General features: G+C 71.9%; 15 protein-coding genes and 1 riboswitch. Of the genes, 8 read left to right on the top strand and 7 right to left on the bottom strand.

The features are described from left to right. Positions 1-102 precede the first annotated feature (102 nt). A riboswitch (TPP riboswitch) is annotated at positions 103-215 on the top strand. After that, positions 208-1,563, top strand: coding sequence for a purine-cytosine permease family protein (locus ACW9TB_RS02485; protein WP_472746246.1), 1,356 nt, complete (start codon positions 208-210; stop codon positions 1,561-1,563). (Overlaps the previous riboswitch by 8 nt.) A gap of 27 nt (positions 1,564-1,590) precedes the next feature. Here the strand turns inward: ACW9TB_RS02485 and ACW9TB_RS02480 are convergent, their stop codons facing one another. After that, the gene (locus ACW9TB_RS02480; RefSeq protein ID WP_472746245.1) at positions 1,591-2,163 is read right to left on the bottom strand and encodes a methylated-DNA--[protein]-cysteine S-methyltransferase; all 573 of its coding nucleotides are present in this window, start codon (positions 2,161-2,163) and stop codon (positions 1,591-1,593) included. Between the two features lie 125 nt (positions 2,164-2,288). Here ACW9TB_RS02480 and ACW9TB_RS02475 point away from each other — a divergent pair, with 125 nt between their 5' ends. Both ACW9TB_RS02475 and ACW9TB_RS02470 read left to right on the top strand, forming a co-directional pair. Continuing rightward, positions 2,289-4,160 (top strand): sensor histidine kinase, encoded by a 1,872-nt coding sequence (locus tag ACW9TB_RS02475; RefSeq protein WP_472746244.1) that lies wholly within the window; start codon positions 2,289-2,291, stop codon positions 4,158-4,160. A gap of 157 nt (positions 4,161-4,317) precedes the next feature. Beyond that, on the top strand, positions 4,318-4,767 hold the full coding sequence (locus ACW9TB_RS02470; protein ID WP_344915199.1) for an ATP-binding protein: 450 nt from the start codon (positions 4,318-4,320) through the stop codon (positions 4,765-4,767). 142 nt (positions 4,768-4,909) lie between these two features. Here the strand turns inward: ACW9TB_RS02470 and ACW9TB_RS02465 are convergent, their stop codons facing one another. The 4 genes from ACW9TB_RS02465 to ACW9TB_RS02450 all read right to left on the bottom strand — a co-directional run bounded on the left by ACW9TB_RS02465 (position 4,910) and on the right by ACW9TB_RS02450 (position 6,893). After that, positions 4,910-5,122, bottom strand: a complete 213-nt coding sequence (locus tag ACW9TB_RS02465) for a hypothetical protein (RefSeq protein ID WP_472746243.1) — start codon at positions 5,120-5,122, stop codon at positions 4,910-4,912. Between the two features lie 343 nt (positions 5,123-5,465). Continuing rightward, positions 5,466-6,161, bottom strand: a complete 696-nt coding sequence (locus ACW9TB_RS02460) for a YidC/Oxa1 family membrane protein insertase (protein WP_472746242.1) — start codon at positions 6,159-6,161, stop codon at positions 5,466-5,468. A 301-nt stretch (positions 6,162-6,462) separates the two neighbouring features. Beyond that, positions 6,463-6,729, bottom strand: coding sequence for a DUF6412 domain-containing protein (locus ACW9TB_RS02455; protein ID WP_472746241.1), 267 nt, complete (start codon positions 6,727-6,729; stop codon positions 6,463-6,465). Next, positions 6,726-6,893 (bottom strand): hypothetical protein, encoded by a 168-nt coding sequence (locus ACW9TB_RS02450; protein WP_472746240.1) that lies wholly within the window; start codon positions 6,891-6,893, stop codon positions 6,726-6,728. Before ACW9TB_RS02450 ends, ACW9TB_RS02455 begins: the two co-directional genes overlap by 4 nt. 139 nt (positions 6,894-7,032) lie before the next feature. Here ACW9TB_RS02450 and ACW9TB_RS02445 point away from each other — a divergent pair, with 139 nt between their 5' ends. Further along, entirely contained in the window at positions 7,033-7,728 is a 696-nt protein-coding gene (locus tag ACW9TB_RS02445) for a response regulator transcription factor (RefSeq protein WP_472746239.1), read from the top strand. Next, positions 7,725-8,852: a sensor histidine kinase gene (locus tag ACW9TB_RS02440; RefSeq protein WP_472746238.1), complete on the top strand. Its 1,128-nt coding sequence runs from the start codon at positions 7,725-7,727 to the stop codon at positions 8,850-8,852. Before ACW9TB_RS02445 ends, ACW9TB_RS02440 begins: the two co-directional genes overlap by 4 nt. 125 nt (positions 8,853-8,977) lie before the next feature. Here the strand turns inward: ACW9TB_RS02440 and ACW9TB_RS02435 are convergent, their stop codons facing one another. Continuing rightward, positions 8,978-9,538: a hypothetical protein gene (locus tag ACW9TB_RS02435; protein WP_472746237.1), complete on the bottom strand. Its 561-nt coding sequence runs from the start codon at positions 9,536-9,538 to the stop codon at positions 8,978-8,980. Between the two features lie 229 nt (positions 9,539-9,767). Between ACW9TB_RS02435 and ACW9TB_RS02430 the strand changes: the two genes are divergently transcribed. The 3 genes from ACW9TB_RS02430 (at position 9,768) to mptB (ending at position 12,809) form a co-directional block, all read left to right on the top strand. Then, complete coding sequence (locus ACW9TB_RS02430) at positions 9,768-10,121, top strand: STAS domain-containing protein (protein WP_329088376.1); 354 nt, start codon at positions 9,768-9,770, stop codon at positions 10,119-10,121. 48 nt (positions 10,122-10,169) lie between these two features. Next, positions 10,170-10,850: a glycosyltransferase family 2 protein gene (locus tag ACW9TB_RS02425; RefSeq protein WP_472746236.1), complete on the top strand. Its 681-nt coding sequence runs from the start codon at positions 10,170-10,172 to the stop codon at positions 10,848-10,850. Positions 10,851-11,333: 483 nt separating this feature from the next. Then, positions 11,334-12,809 carry a polyprenol phosphomannose-dependent alpha 1,6 mannosyltransferase MptB gene (gene mptB, locus ACW9TB_RS02420; RefSeq protein WP_472746235.1) on the top strand — a complete coding sequence of 492 codons (1,476 nt, stop codon included), beginning with the start codon at positions 11,334-11,336 and terminating at the stop codon, positions 12,807-12,809. On the opposite strand, the gene ACW9TB_RS02415 is transcribed toward mptB, so the two are convergent. Next, positions 12,691-15,339: a hypothetical protein gene (locus ACW9TB_RS02415; RefSeq protein WP_472746234.1), complete on the bottom strand. Its 2,649-nt coding sequence runs from the start codon at positions 15,337-15,339 to the stop codon at positions 12,691-12,693. The genes mptB and ACW9TB_RS02415 overlap by 119 nt on opposite strands. Positions 15,340-15,600 lie beyond the last annotated feature (261 nt).

Genomic DNA, 15,600 nt, shown 5'->3' with positions numbered 1-15,600 from the left:
GGCTGGGGGCCGGTGAAGGCGGTCGCGCGGACCCGGCACTGGCCGAACACGGATGGATGGTGCATCATGAGGGCGCGAGCTGGGGTGATCCCGGCTTCGCGTACAAACCAACGCGGGAGCTTGGGGCAACCAGGCTGAGAGGGCGACTACGGCTGTCGCCGACCGCATGAACCTGTCCGGGTAATGCCGGCGTAGGGAGTGTGCGTGATGACGTCTGCCGCCGTTGATTCCAAGAGCTCCGGTGGTCCCGAGGCGCCCCTCACCCTCGGCGAGGCTCCTCCCAAGGCCCTCGGCCTGCTCGACCAGGGCGCGCTCTGGGCCAACCTGGGGGTCAGCCTGCTCGGATTCTCCGGCGCGATCACGCTGATCAACCCGCTCGGCGACCGGCCGCTGAGCTTCGTGGCCGCGATCCTGGCCGCCGTCGTGGGCAGCGTCATCGGCACCGCGATGGTCGGCCTGGCCGCGATTCCCGGGCAGCGGACCGGCGCTCCGGCGATGGTCCTGCTGCGCGGGTTGTTCGGGGCCAGGCTCTCCTACCTGCCGACCGTGCTGAACATCGTCCAGATGCTGGGCTGGGGGGCCTTCGAGCTGTGGGTCATCGCCCAGGGCGCCCAGGCCATCGCCGGATCCTTCGGGATCGAGGTGCCCTACGCGGTCTGGGTGGTCGTCGCGGGGGTGATCACCACCGCGCTGACCATCCGGCCGCTGGGAGCGGTCCGCCTGCTCCGCAGGTACGTCACCGCCGGTGTGGTGATCTCGATGATCTGGTTCACGGTCGCCCTGTTCCAGCGGGGACCGGCGATCGGCGGCGGGTCCTGGGAGGCGTTCGCCCCCTCGGTCGACTACGTGATCGCGCTGTCGGTCTCGTGGGTGCCGGTCGCGGCGGACTTCGCCCGCTTCTCCCGTTCCGGCAGGGCCGCGTTCGGCGGGGTCGTCGGCGGCTACACGATCGCCCAGGTGGCCTGCCTCGTCCTCGGCATCGCGGCGCTCGCGCTGGTCGGCAACGACCCGGACCAGGTCTGGGACCCGTTCGTCGCCGCCGCGCTCGGCCCGCTGTTCTTCGGCATCCTGGTGCTGCGCGAGACCGACCAGTCGTTCGTGAACGTCTACTCCACCGCGATGTCGCTGCAGAACCTGCTGCCCCGGCTGGACCGCCGGGTCATCTCCGCGGCCGTCGGCGTGCTGGTCACCCTGCTCGCGATCTTCGTCAACGCCGGGACCTACACCGGTTTCCTCGGCCTCATCGGGGCGGTCTTCGTGCCGATGTTCGCGGTGCTCGCCGCCGACTACTTCCTGCTCGGCGGCGCCCGGCGCTGGGACACCTCGGAGACCGCGCCCTCGCGCCCGCTCATGGTGGTCCCGTGGGTGCTGGGCTTCGTGACCTGGTGGATGCTCGCCGCGCTGCCGGTCGCCCCGGAGGTCGCGTGGTGGACCTCGTTCTGGAAGGGCGCCCGCGACGCGGTCGGCTTCGTCCCGCAGCCGTGGATGAGCGCCTCCGTCGGCGCGTTCCTCGTCGCGGGTCTCGTCACCCTGGGTCTCGGCGCGCTCCGGCGCCGCTCCTGACGGCCGTACGAGCCGTACGAAGGCGGTTCAGGCGCGGGCCACGGCGGTGGACTCGATGCGCAGCAGGCGTTCCTTGGCGGCCGACCCTCCGGCGTACCCGCCGAGGACGGCCTCGCTCTCGACCACCCGGTGGCACGGCACGATGACGCACACCGGGTTGCTGCCCAGCGCGTTGCCGACCGCCCGCAGCGCCCTCGGCCTGCCGATCCGCTCGGCGATCTCGCGGTAGGTCGTCACCGTCCCGTACGGCACCGCGAGCATCATCTGCAGCACGGTCCTGGAGAACTGGGTGGCCAGGCGCAGGTCGACGGCGATCGTGAAGGCGCGGAGCCTGGCGGAGAAGTAGGCGTCCAGCTCCCGGCGGACCGGGTCGAGCCGCCGGGCGTCCGGACCGATGAACGTGCCGACCTCCCTGCTGATCCGCTCGAAGACGATATTTTCGTCCTCGTAGCTGCAGGCCACCACACCCCGGCCCGTCACCGCGAGGGTCAGGCGCCCCAGCGGGCCGTCGAGCGTGCCGAACGCGATGTCGGGATGGCTCGTGCCGACGTAGTCGGGCGAGGTCACCCGTAGCAATGCATCGATGTCGCCGGATGACATGGCCCCACCCTTTCGTATCCAGGTGTGTGGTGACCGCAGAGTATCGGACGGATCGCCCGGCCAGTGGCAACACGTGCGGGACGAAAGTGCCAAGATCAGACCGGTTGAGACGGCACTATGGGTGTGTGGTGGACTACAGGGCCGACAGTGACGAGGGCATCGGCCGTGAGGTCGTCGCCGCGGCGCCCAACGCGATCGTCGCCATCGATCGCGAGCAGACGGTTCTCACCTGGAATCCGGCCGCCGAGCGCCTTTTCGGCTGGTCGGCGGAGGAGATCGTCGGACGCCGGGCGCCGGTGGTCCCCGAGGAGCTGACGGCCGAGCACAACGCGGTCCTGGAGAAGGTCCGCACCGGCGGCGAGGTCTCGCTGAGGACCAAGCGGTTCCGCCGCGACGGCAGCCTGCTCGACGTGCGGGTCGACACCGGCGCGCTCTCCTCGCCGGACGGCGACCTCCTCGGCTACGTCAGCGTCTACCACCTGGCCCAGGACGACGAGACCGCCAACGACCGCAACGCCCGCCGGGCCCAGCTCGTCCGCAGGCTCACCGACGTGGTCGCCGACATCAACGCCGAGCTGGAGCTGCCCGCCGTGCTCGACCGGATCGCGGCCAGCCTCGCCGACCTGACCGGGGCCGACGCGGGCGGGTTCGTGCTGATCGAGGGCGACCGGCTCCGTCTCGTGGCCTGCCACAACCTTCCCGACTCGATGCGCGACTCCACCGACGACCTCCGTACCAGCCTGGTCGGCAAGCTGCTGCGCGAGGGCAGGACCGTCCTGCTGGAGACCGGCGACCAGGACCGGCTGGACGAGCTGATCTGGTCGCGGCTGCCCGGCCTGCACACCATCGCGCTCGGCCTCGCGGCGATGGGCGGGCGGCCGTACGGCGCGCTGTACGCGCTGTTCGCCAAGCGCAAGGCGGGCCACCTGGAGCTGGAGCTGCTGGAGCTCCTCGCCGGTCACGCGGGCATCGCCGTGGGCAACGCCATGGCCTACCAGGAGGCCGTACGGCAGCGCGCCCACGAGCGGGCGGTGTTCGACGCCAGCGCCGACGGCATCGCGGTCCTCGACGGCACGGGCCGGGTCGTCCAGTGGAACCCGGCCGCCAGCGAGCTGACCGGTTTCCACGCCGCCGAGGTGATCGGCGGGCCGCCGCCGTTCCAGCTGCCCGGGCCGGGGGACAAGCTCAGCATCCAGCTGCCCTCGGGCACCTGGCTGGACGTGCTCTGCGCGGAGATCGTGGAGACGGGCGAGATCGTGGTCGACTTCCGCGACGTCACCCGCGCGAAGGAGCTGGAGGAGGCCAAGGACCTCTTCCTCGCGACCACGAGCCACGAGCTCCGCACGCCGATCACCGTGGTCCGGGGTTTCGCCAGCACGCTCGACAGCCGCTGGGACAGCATGGCCGACACCGAGCGCCGCGCCGCCGTGCACACCATCGCCGAGCGGGCCCGCTCCCTCGGCCAGCTCATGGACCACCTGCTGCTGGGCTCGCGCGCGGGCGCGGGCGAGCTCACGCTCAGGATCGAGAGCTTCGACCTGGCCGAGCTGGTACGGGGTGCCACGCTGGGCCTGCCGGTCCTGTCTGACCTGCACCGGGTCGAGGTCGACGTCCCCGACGACCTGCCCCCGGTCTCCGGCGACGCGCTGGCCACCGACATCCTGCTGGCCCAGCTGCTGGAGAACGCCTTCAAGTACTCACCGGACGGCGGCCTGATCAGGGTCGAGGCGTGGGTGGACGGCGACAGGGTGGTGCTGGTCGTGGACGACGAGGGGGTGGGCATCGCCCACGCCAGCCGGGAGCGCGTCTTCGAGCGCTTCGTCCAGGCCGAGAGCGGTGACCGTCGCAGGTTCGGCGGGGTCGGCCTCGGTCTCTACATCGTGCGGAGCCTCGCGCGGGCCCAGGGAGGGGAGGTCTCGGCGCACCCGCGCCCCTCGGGCGGGACCCGGATGAGGTTGGCTCTTCGTATCGCCGACACGCCGGGCGCCCTTACCTGATCGACACGCCGAACCGGTAACGAGTCGGTAACGGATGCGCTGATCTATTGTCGAATGTGCACAAGCTGTAATTGGCGCGCGGTTTCCAAGACTAGGTAACGGGGCATTTCGGTCGTACTGGGGTGAGTTCCTCAGGGGGGAACAGGCATACGGGGAGGTGAGTGCGTCGAGCGTCGTTCTGTTGCCGTATGCACCGTCCAGCGTCGCTGTCGCACGCCAACGCCTCTGCTCTGACCTGCAGGAACGGGGTGTGTACGAGACCGCCATCGATGACGCGGTGCTCGTGGTCAGCGAGCTGCTGAGCAATGCGCTGCGTCACGCCCACCCGTTGCCATCAGGGCAGATCAGAGTGTCATGGCGCTGGACCGAGGAGCATGTCGAGGTCGCTGTGAGTGACGGTGGCGCCGCCACCGAACCGCGGGCGGGACGCCCGGCGCTCTCCTCCCTGGGAGGGCGAGGCCTAGGAATCGTCGAGTATCTGGCCTCCACGTGGGGTGTCAGGCACGAGGGGGACGTCACCACGGTATGGGCGGTGGTCACGGCGGTCGACACGGTAGGTAACGGCCACGTTTCCACCCCCGAGCCCGCCCTCAGGGAATGCGGGTGACGGTTCCTGTCCCGCCTCACGACAGGTGAGGCGGGACAGGACCGGGCACCTCTCCGGCTGACCGGCGGGGGCGTGGTCTTTCCCCGGAGCCGGTTGTCCGGCGAGCGGTCACGCGTTGCGTTATGTGTAGCTGCGCGGTGCGTTATGCGTAGAGGAACCATTTGTCGTACTGCGGGACGCATCGGTACGAGGTCCACCAGCCGCTCTGGATGCCGAGGTTTCCGACGCGGTGGCAGTCCCAGTCGTAGTAGTAGACGTTTCTGAGCGTCTCGGCCTGCGCGGGCGCCGCGCCGACCGACAGCGCCAGGCCGGTGGCCAGCACGGCCGAGACGAGCAGGGTGAGGGTCTTGCGCATCATTCCTCCTGGAGCACGGGCTGGGGGCAGGGGCTGAAGCTGGAGCTGGAGCTGGAGCCGGATTGGGGCACGGGCTGGGGCTGGGGCGAGACGCGTTTTCCGCTTCCGCGAAGACGTGCGACCACTCCGCCGGGCCGGACGGCACCGGAAGTATCACACCGGCGCCCGCCCGGCGCAGGCCGCCTCCACCGGCCCCGGCTCGCGGAACGGGCCTGACCTGGCCACACCGGCGAGGAGGCGCGCGGCGAACGTGAAACGTTCACGAGACACCGGCGCTCCCCGTCCGGCATTGAAGCGAGTTGAAAGGGCGTCGAACCGATGGACCCGGATAGCGCCCCCGACCTCACCCCCCGGCGAGCGCCGGGCGGTGCAGCACCGCCTTCTCCCCGGCCGTCCAGGCCGTCGTGACGAGAAGGTAGATCCCCGCCGCCAGCGGCAGCACCGCGGCGGCCAGGACGGTCCCGTACGGCAGCAGGGGCATGATCCGGCGCAGCGCGGCGGGCTGGAGGTCGTCGCTCATCGTGCGCCGCGTCCGGCGGGACACGATCCACGCCACGGCGACGAGCAGCAGGAAGAGCCCGGCGAAGACCAGGGTCGGACCGCTGAGCAGCCCGAATCCGGCCACCGTGCTCGCGAACTGCTGTCCGAGCGGCACCCCGAGGAGCCCGTGGGTCAGGAGCGCGTTGGCCTGCCCGGCGATCGTCGAGGAGATGAACACCTGGTACGTCACCATGAGGAACGGCATCTGCGCCACGGACGGCAGGCACCCGGCCAGCGGTGAGGTCTTCTCCCTGGCGTAGAGGGCGGCCAGCTCCCGCTGGAGCCGTTCGGGGTTGCGGCCGTGACGCTTCTTGAGCCTCTGGATCTCCGGCGCGAGGCGGATCCTGGCCCGCTCGCCCCTGGCCTGCATGACACCGAGCGGAAGCAGCAGGAGCCGGACGAGGACGGTGAACACGACGATCGCCGGCGCGGTGGAGCCCAGCGGCTCGGCGAGCGCGGCGATGAGGTCGGCGGTGAACGCGATGACGGGGTCGAACATGGAAGGGCCCTTCTGAGCGGAATGGAGACAGCACAGAAGGCGCCCGCGAACCGCGGAGGTCTTTCGGGAACGCGTACGTGCGACACGCGGTGGCCGGGCGCCCCCCGGGGCACGGTGGTCGTACGGGGAACGCCGGTCACGTGCGCGTGGTGATCGGGTGTCCCGGGGCACGGTGAATCGTGTGCATGCGGGGGTGCCGGTCACGTGCGCTTGGTGGCCGGGTGTCCCTGGGGCACTGTGGGTCGTGCGGGGGACGCCGGTCACGTGCGCGGGGCACGGGGCCGCGAGAGGCCGCGGGAGGTTACGCGGGCGCCGGGCCCGCGGAGGGTGCTCTGGGCCGGGACCTCCCGGCCGCGTCGGGATCGCGCTGCCGGACGAACATCGTCCGCCTGGCCCGGTCGCGCCGGGACAGCGGCGACCGTGACTTCGTACCGGAGGTGACGGGTGCCGGGCGCAACGCCCAGGCGAGCAGGAGCACGCCCAGCCCGACCACGGTGGCGGCCGTCAGGACACCGCCGCCGTCGAACATCCAGACCGCCAGGGTCTGGACGGCGAGCAGCAGGTTCACTTCTTGAGCTTGGCCATCGCGGTGACCGCGGCGACGACCACGAAGGCCAGCACCGCCAGCACGAGCGCGGCCTTCAGCAGCCCGAGGAGGGCGGGCAGCACGAACCCGAACACCACGTAGAGCGCGAGCAGGACGCCCAGCACCCCCATCACGATACGACTCATGCGATCCACCGTACGTCGGCCGGGGAAACGGCGGGCGCCTTGATCATAACGATGGTCATAACGATCCAGTCCTTACGGATCCTTACGGACCGGTGACACGACTTAGAGATCGTCCCCCGGCGGGCCTACCGTGGGGACCATGAGCGCGCGGATTCTGGTGGTCGACGACGATCCGATGGTGGCCGAGGTCGTGGCCCGTTACCTGGAACGCGACGGTCACGTGGTCGAGTGCGTCGGAGACGGCGCCGAGGCGCTCAGGCGCGCGCTGGCCAACCCGCCCGACCTGATGGTGCTCGACCTGATGCTCCCCAAGATGGACGGGCTCCAGGTCTGCAGGAAACTCAGGGAGCGGTGGCCGGTTCCGGTGATCATGCTGACCGCGCTCGGCGAGGAGCTGGACAGGGTCGTCGGCCTGGAGACCGGCGCCGACGACTACGTCACGAAGCCCTTCAGCCCCCGGGAGCTGGCCCTGCGCGTGCAGTCCGTGCTGCGCCGGGCGCGCGGAACCTCCCTGCCTGCCGGTACCGGCGTGCTCAGGGACGGCGAGCTGACGGTCGACGTCGGCGCCCACGAGGTACGGCTCCGTGGCGACGAGATCATGCTGACCGCCCGCGAGTTCGACCTCCTCGCCCACATGATGCGCAACCCCCGCCAGGCCTTCAGCCGCTCCGCCCTGCTCGACCAGGTCTGGGGCTGGTCCTTCGGCGACTCGTCCACGGTGACCGTCCACGTCCGCCGCCTCCGCGAGAAGATCGAGCCCGACCCGACCGTTCCCCGGCGCATCGTCACCGTGTGGGGCGTCGGCTACCGCTACGAGCCGCTGGTGGGGCCGTGATCCCGGAGATCCTGCTGATCGTCGCGGTCACCGCCGGGCTCGGCCTGCTGGTCGCGCTGGCCGGGCTGGGCGCGATGCGGCTGCTGCGCGAGCGGTCGATCGGCGTGATGCTCGCGGTGGTGGTCGTGGTGACCGTCGTGGCGACGGTGGGCGGCGTGGTCGCCATCACCCTGAAAATGATCATCGAGGGTACGTCGAGGGACATCGTGCTCAGCGTGGTCGTCGTGGGCGGCCTGGTCGGGCTGGGCGTCGCGACGGTGCTCTCGCGCCGGGTCGTGGCGGCCAGCCGCAGGCTCGTCGACGCCGTGCACGCGGTGCCGGCCTCGGGGGAGTTCACGCCCCCCGGAGGGCTGCCCGCGGAGCTCGGCACGATCGCCGGGAGCCTGGACCAGGCCTACCGGCGGCTGCGGCTCGGCCACGAGCGCGAGCGCGCCCTGGAGAGCGCCCGCCGCGAGCTCGTCGCCTGGGTGAGCCACGACCTTCGCACCCCGCTGGCGGGCATGCGGGCCATGGCCGAGGCCCTGGAGGACGGGGTGGTCGCCGATCCGGAGACCGTCGGCCGCTACCACCGGCAGATCCGCCTGGAGGTGGACCGGCTGTCGGGCATGGTCGACGACCTGTTCGAGCTGTCCAGGATCCACGCGGGGACACTGCGCCTGTCGCGCAGCCGGATCGGCCTCGGGGACCTGGTCGCCGACGCGCTGGCCGGGGTGGAACAGCTGGCCAGGGACAAGGGGGTACGGCTGACCGGCGAGGCCGATCCGGTGGTCCCCGTCCAGGCCGACGCGGCCGAACTCTCCCGGGCGCTGCGCAACCTGGTGGTCAACGCGATCAGGCACACCCCGGGCGACGGCACCGTCGTGGTCCGCGCCTCGGCCGAGGACGGCGTCGCCCGCCTGTCCGTCGCCGACTGCTGCGGGGGCATCCCGGCCGACGACCTGCCTCGCGTCTTCGACGTCGCCTTCCGTGGCGAGGTGGCCCGTACCCCCACCGCCGACGGCGCCGGGGCGGGGCTCGGCCTGGCGATCGCGCGCGGCATCGTCGAGGCCCACGAGGGGGCGATCGGCGTGGTCAACTCCGGCCCCGGCTGCCGCTTCGAGATCCGCCTGCCGCTCTCCGCCTGAGCGGCCGTGTACCTTGGCGGCCCGGTGTGAGCGACTCGGTCCGGACGGTCCCGCCTCGCCTCGGCGGCCTGGGCTGGCCTGAGTCGGGCCGTACGGAGGGCCCGGCCTGGACGGTCGGAGGACGGTCAGTTCGCGCCGGTGCCGTTGGAACCGTTGGAACCGTTGGAGCCGTTGGAGATGGTGCCGTTGGTGGTCGGCGCGGGCGTGGCGTGGTCGTCGGGACCCTCGGGCCTCACGGAGACCATGAGGGTCATCTGCGCGCACTCGCCGCCCTCGGTGTCGGGCTCGACGTGCTGGCAGGAGGTCAGCCTCCTGGTGGTGCCGAGGGACTCCACCATCGCCCGGAACGTCGGGCACGGCCAGCGCCACATGCAGCTGCGGCAGCGCAGGATCGGATGCGCCGCGTCACTGGTGATGCCGCCCGCGTCGCGCGGCTGGTGCAGGTCGAGCAGCCTGACGCCGAGCGTGGCGAAGTCGAGGAGCTCTTCACGCGCTCCCTCAAGAAAGTCGAGGTCCTCGATCGACAGGCGGGTCCTGATCGGAACGTATCCCTCGTGGTTCACCAGGCTCTGCAGCGAACTCGCCGCGTCGCGCCACGAGGTGGCCTTGTCGGTACGAGTGATCATGGTCTCCAGGTGCTCCCGGAGCCGCTGTCGCTGGAGGTCCTCAGGTAGGTCGGTGTTCATGGATGCGTTCGAGCCCGTTCCTTGTAACTCAACGGCCGCCACTGACGTAGCGCAGCGACGAACGGGAGGCGCCGGGTCTCCTCCCCTTTCCGGCCAAGCCGGTGTTGCTTAGTGTCAAGCTTCGCGCACTCAGGGTTTCCATGAGGCGGAAACGGGGGACAAAGGGCGGACGACTCGGGTTGTTCAAGAGAACGTGACCAGCGGCTCTCACGCCGCTAGTGTGCCCGCTGTGGAGCTAAAAGTCTCAACTCGATCTCATGCCGGGCACACCGTCGTGACCATCGTTGGCGAAATCGACCTATATACCGCGCCTCGCCTGCAGGCCGAGTTCACCCGGCTGCTTGGGCAGAGCCAGACCATGCTTGTCGTCCTCGACATGTCCGCCGTGGAGTTCTGCGACTCCACCGGCATGAACGTGCTGCTGTCCGCGCTCAAGCGGCTGCGGGAGCGGGGCGGCACACTGGAGGTGGCGGCGCCCAGGCCCGCCGTACGCAAGATTCTGCAGGTCACCGGCCTCGACTCCGTCTTCGTCGTGCACGAGACCCTGCCGGAGAAGCTGCTGACCTCCGATTCCCAAGGATGACGTTCTCCTCACGGCTGATGCCCGGGGACTCCACGCTGGAGGTGTTCGATGACCGGCACGGCGGCGATCATTCCCGCCAAGGATGAGGGCGACAGGATCGCGGCCACCGTGGCCGCGGTCCTGGCGCTGCCCGGCGTCGATCTCGTCGTGGTCGTCGACGACGGCTCCGCCGACCAGACGGGACGGGTGGCCAAGGCCGCCGGCGCCCGCGTCGTACGGCACAGCCACAACCGGGGCAAGGCCGCCGCCATGGAGAGCGGTGCCCACGCCGTGCGCCTGCTCGACGGTGAGGAGCCCCGGCACCTGCTGTTCCTCGACGCCGACCTGGGTGAGACCGCCCGTACGGCCGTGCCGCTGATCGAGCCGGTCGCGGCGGGCGAGGCCGACATGACGATCGCCGTCTTCGTCACCCGCGTGAAGCTCGGCGGCCACGGGTTCGTCGTGAGACTCGCGCGCGAGGGCGTCGAGCGCGCCACCGGCTGGACGCCCGCCCAGCCGCTCAACGGGCAGCGCTGCCTGACACGGGCGGCCTTCGAGGCGGCCCGGCCCCTGGCCCGCGGCTTCGGCGTGGAGACCGGCCTCACGATCGACCTGCTCAGGAAGGGCTTTCGCGTGCGCGAGGTCCCGGTCGAGATGGCGCACCGGGCCACCGGCACCGACTGGAAGGCCCAGGTCCACCGGGCCAGGCAGTTCCGCGACGTCGCCCGCGCCCTCCTGGCACGCCGCTAACCCGGCTGGCGGGCCGGGCGTCGGCGGCCTGGTCGGTTGCCCGGACGTTGGCAGCCTGGTCCCGGCTGGGCATCGGTGATCTGGTCGGTCGCTTGGACGTTGTTGGCCTGGTCCCTGGCCGACCTGCCGGGTGTCGGTGACCTGGTTGGTCGCCCGGATGTCGGTGGCCTGGTCTCGGCTGGGCACTGGTGATCCGTTCGGTCGCTTGGACGCCGTTGGCCTGGTCCCTGGCCGACCGGCGGGGCATTGGTGACCTGGCTGGTCGCCCGGATGTCGGCGGCTTGGCCGCCTGCCGGGCGTTGGCGATCCGTTTGGTTGCCCGGACAGCGGCGACCCGGTCTATCACCTGGGCTTCGCCAGCCTCGCCGCTCACCCTGGTAGCCGGGGTGAGGCCGCTCCGCGTGCTCTCGCGACGCCGCCCGGCCCGCCGATGCCGCACCGGGCACGTGCCGGGCACCGTTCCGGGTGTGCTGGAATTTGCGGGTGACTCGGGATGCGTCGGTCGTCGACGAGAGGCGGAGTCCCGCCGGCGATACGCCGCGGGGGCTCGACGTCGCCGCGTTCGGAGCCGTGGGACTCTCCGCGGCGACCACGGTCCTGATCGGGCTGCTGGGCCCCTCGGCCATGGTCCCGGCGCTGCCCGGACCCTCCTGGCAGCCCCCGTACTCGCTGGACGCCCACCCCGGCGCCCACCTGGTCATCGCCATGGGCGCCGTCGCGATCGTGCTGGGCGGGCTCGGGCTCGCCGCCGCGCTCAGATCCCGGTGGCGGCCCGATCCGCGCTGGCTGCTCGCGGCCGGATGCGCGGTGGCGGGCCTGCTCGCCTTCCTGCCGCCCTCGGGCTCGGCCGACCACCTCAACTACGCCGCGTACGGCCGCCTGGCCACGCTCGGCCAGGACCCGTACGCGATCACCCCCGCCACCCTGCCCGGTGACCCGGTCACCGGCGCGGTGGAGGAGTGGGCCGGTGTGACCAGCGTCTACGGCCCGGTCGCCACCGCCGTACAGGCACTGGCGAGCCTCGTGGGCGGTGACTCGGTCAGGCTGACGGTCTTCGTGATGGCCGTCGTCAACGCGGCGGCGTTCATCGGTACGGCGCTGCTGCTGCACCGTTTCGCCAGGGGGGACGCGGACCTCCAGCGGCGGGCGGCGCTGCTGTGGGCGGCCAACCCGCTGATGATCTACCACCTGGCCGCCGGGATGCACATCGACACCCTCGCCATCGCCTGCATGGTCGCCGCGCTCACGGTTCGCGGTGCCGCCTCGGGGCTGCTGCTCGGGGTGGGCATCGGGGTCAAGCTCAACGCCGGGCTCGTCGCCCTCGGACCCGCCTGGGAGCTGCGCCGTTCGCCGGGCAGGCTCGCCGTGGTGGCGGGGACCGCGACGGCCACCGTGGTGGCGATCTACGCCGTCGCCGGGCCGCACGTGCTCGACCAGGTGAGCGCCGCCAGCAAGAAGGTCTCCCTCGCCACGCCCTGGCAGCTCGTCAAGGTGGGACTTCAGTCCCTCTTCGGGCCGGGCGCGTACTCGGCCTGGATCCAGATCGGGTCCCTGCTCCTGATGGCCTGCCTGGCCTGGCTCGTGCTGCGGGCACTGGGAGCACCGGGGGCGGCAGCCGGTACCGCGCCCGCCGTCGCCGCCGCGATGGTGATCGCCTGGCTGTTCGCCGCGCCGTACGCGCTGCCCTGGTACGACGGGCTGGCCTTCGCGCTGCTGGCCATGGCGTCCTGGCCCGCGCTGGAGGCGTTCATGGTGGCCAGGGTCGTCGTGCTGTCGCTGGGCTACCTCCCGGCCAGGGAGGCGCTGCGGCCCGATGACCTGCTCTGGACGAAGACGCTGCTCAGGGAGACGGTGGTGCCGTGGACGATGCTGGTACTGACGGTCGCCCTGGCGTGGTGGGCGGCGAGAGCCGGACGGCGCGCACGCAGGCGGCCAGCGTCAGCGGTACCGCGACCGTGAGTGCCATGGCCGGGATCGCGATGCCCGAGTCGTTCATCAGGAAGCCGATCAGCGCGCAGGCCAGCGCCCCGATCAGCCCGGCGCGCAGCGCGGGCGCGAGCGCGTAGGCCCGGCCCAGGGCCGAGGCACCCCAGCGCGACGGGCGGTCGAGCACCAGGAACAGGAACGCCAGCGCGACCAGCGTGAGCAGCGACAGCGACCAGTTGCCGACCGTGACCCCGATCATCGCGCCGAACTTGCGGCCGACCACGGTCCAGGCCTCCCCGTCCAGCACCTGCTGCACGAAGGCGCCCAGGTGGGTGCGCTGTCCGGCGGGCCGCAGCCAGTCGGCCACCGCTATGGCGCCGATCAGCAGGCCACCCGCCAGGCCGACCAGGACCAGCCTCACCGGCGAGACCCGCCCTCCGGCCAGCAGGATCAGGAAGACCGCGATCCCGAGAAGGAACGCCGGGACCCCGCCGAAGTCGGCGCCCCACGCGGGTGAGCCGTCGGCGAGCACCGCCAGCCCCCCGTACGCCGCGCACACCGTGAGCGCGAGCGAGCGACGGCCGCGCGAGATCAGCCACTGGGCGATCCCGGCGAGGGCCAGGATCGTACCGGCGGAGTAGACGGCGAAGGCGATGTTGCTGAAACCGTAGAAGCGCCCGCCGGTGACCGGCTCGTAGCCGGTCACCGCGTTCACCTGCAGCGCCGAACCGGTCATCACGTCGGCCAGCAACGCCACCGAGGTGACGGCGGCGACCACCGTCAGCGGGCCGAGCGGGTGGGCCCGCCACGGCCCGGCGAGCGCCACCCCGGCGACCGCGCAGGCGAAGCCGAGGATCGTCACGATCACCCAGACCATCGGCGCGGGCAGGCTCCACCAGGGGACCAGCTGCGCCAGGAAGGTGGAGATCGCGATCGCCCCGCTGACCACGGCGACGACCCGGACGGCCGTCAGGGCGCGGGAGCCGCCCCAGCCCCGGCGGATCGCGACGGCGGCCAGCAGGTAGAACAGGATCTGGACCGCCACGAACACCGCGAAGAACGGTCCCCTCACCTCGCGCAGCACCTGGCTCGCCAGGTCGTCGTCGGCCAGCTTCCCGACCGTCGCCGCGACCGGTTCCCCACTCGGCACGTCACCCAGCCAGGGGCGTCCCACGACCCCGTTGGGGATCTCCATATCCAGCAGGCCGATCGCGGTGGCGGTCAGGTCGGTGTTCGTGACCAGGCCGTCCTGGCGGGTGGAGGTGGCGGTGAGATAGCCGCGCGCGTACGTTCCCCCGTCGGGGGACGGGCCCCGGGCGATCGCCACGTGCAGGTGGGGCGCGACCGAGGTGTCGGCCAGGCCACCGACCAGGACCGTGGTCCCCGTCCCGCGCGTCACGGCGCCGGGTGTCTGCGCGGTGTCGTGCGTTTGCGCGGTGCCGGATGTTCCAGTGGCGCCGCGCGTTTCCGTGGCGCCCGGTGTTCCGGTGGGGCCAGGTATCCGCGCGGTGCCGGGCGTTTTCGTGGCGTCCGATGTTTCGGTGGTGCCAGGCTCCGTGGCGCCGGGTGTTTCCGTGGGCTCTGGAGCGGTGGTTTTGTCGGTTCCGGGGGGCGTGGTCGCCGTGGGGGACGCCGGGGCCGTGCCGTCGGCACCGTCGGTGCGTGCCGGGGGCAGGCGGTCGAGGACCGCGCCCACCACGCGGTCGGCCCTTGCCGCGGCCTCCCGCCTGGCCTGGGCGGTCATCGCGACCGGGGCGCCGTCCGGGGCGAGGGCGCCACCGGTCCAGGCCCTGGCGAGGTCGTCGGCCTCAACCACGATCAGCCCGTACGGGGACAGGTCGCCCAGTTCCTCGACACTGGGCGCGTATTTCCCGACTTTTCCGGACTTGTCGGCGGCAGCGAGGGCGGCTCCCGGCCCGACGGCCGCCACCTTCAGGCCCGCTCCTGCCGCGAGCCCGCCCAGCTGCCCGAGAACCGGCCGGTAGGAGGTGGTCGCGTTGAAAGCGGACAGTTCCCCCCAGCCGGGCACGCTCACCCCGCCGTCAGGGGCCGCCTCCGGTGCGCGCGGGGGTTCGCAGCCCGTACCGGGAGCGCCTGCCCGCTGACCGGCCGACACCGTCAGCCAGCCCGCCACCGGGCACGTGATCCCCCGCTCCGGGGGCGGGACCGCCCGGGTGGACATGGACGCGGACCCGCCCTCGCCCACCAGCCTCCACAGGTTGGGGGTGCGTTCCCGGTCCAGGTCGCTCCACTCCAGGCCCGGCACCCCGATGATCACGACCCTCCCGGGAAGCGCCCGCGCCGAGGCGCCCGTCGTACCGGCCCCGGAGGCACCCTGAGCACCAGAGGCGCCCGGAGCCTTTGAGTCGGCGGGAGCCCCGGAGCCGGTGGGAACACCGGAGGCGCCTGGAGCCCGGGAGGCGGCGGGCGTTCCGGAGACACCTGGAGCCTTCAAAGCATCGGAAGTCCCGGAGGCGGCGAAGGCCTCCGGGACGCCCGGGAGGCCGAGGAGGACACAGAGCAGAGCCAGCAGCAGGGCCGAGAGCAGGGCCCGCAGAGACACGGCGGCCGACCTGGTCCCGGCGACCCGGCGGAGTGCTAGTCGTGTCGCGGGTTTCCCGGTGGTTGGGCGGGATGCGAGTCGTGCTGCGATTTCTCCGTTGGCCGGGCGGGGTGCCGGTTGTGTCGTGGTCTCTCCGGTGGTCGGGCGAGGTGCTGGTCGTGTCGCGGGTTTCCCGGTGGTTGGGCGGGATGCCGACTGTGCCATGGTTTCCCCGTTGGCCGGGTGGGGTGCTGGTTGTGTCGTGGTCTCTCCGGTGGTCGG

The sequence above is a fragment of the Streptosporangium sp. H13245 genome, from assembly GCF_055690525.1.
The sequence above is the reverse complement of the archived record's forward strand: the minus strand, read 5'-3'. Positions and strand labels throughout refer to the sequence as shown.

What these genes read in the sequence shown, in the direction of transcription:
- ACW9TB_RS02480 (WP_472746245.1), bottom strand. Translation starts at nt 2,163, where the DNA reads ATGTCATCCGGCGACATCGATGCATTGCTACGGGTGACCTCGCCCGAC.
- ACW9TB_RS02425 (WP_472746236.1), top strand. Translation starts at nt 10,170, where the DNA reads ATGACCGGCACGGCGGCGATCATTCCCGCCAAGGATGAGGGCGACAGG.
- ACW9TB_RS02435 (WP_472746237.1), bottom strand. Translation starts at nt 9,538, where the DNA reads ATGAACACCGACCTACCTGAGGACCTCCAGCGACAGCGGCTCCGGGAG.
- ACW9TB_RS02485 (WP_472746246.1), top strand. Translation starts at nt 208, where the DNA reads ATGACGTCTGCCGCCGTTGATTCCAAGAGCTCCGGTGGTCCCGAGGCG.
- ACW9TB_RS02450 (WP_472746240.1), bottom strand. Translation starts at nt 6,893, where the DNA reads ATGAGTCGTATCGTGATGGGGGTGCTGGGCGTCCTGCTCGCGCTCTAC.
- ACW9TB_RS02445 (WP_472746239.1), top strand. Translation starts at nt 7,033, where the DNA reads ATGAGCGCGCGGATTCTGGTGGTCGACGACGATCCGATGGTGGCCGAG.
- ACW9TB_RS02465 (WP_472746243.1), bottom strand. Translation starts at nt 5,122, where the DNA reads ATGCGCAAGACCCTCACCCTGCTCGTCTCGGCCGTGCTGGCCACCGGC.
- ACW9TB_RS02460 (WP_472746242.1), bottom strand. Translation starts at nt 6,161, where the DNA reads ATGTTCGACCCCGTCATCGCGTTCACCGCCGACCTCATCGCCGCGCTC.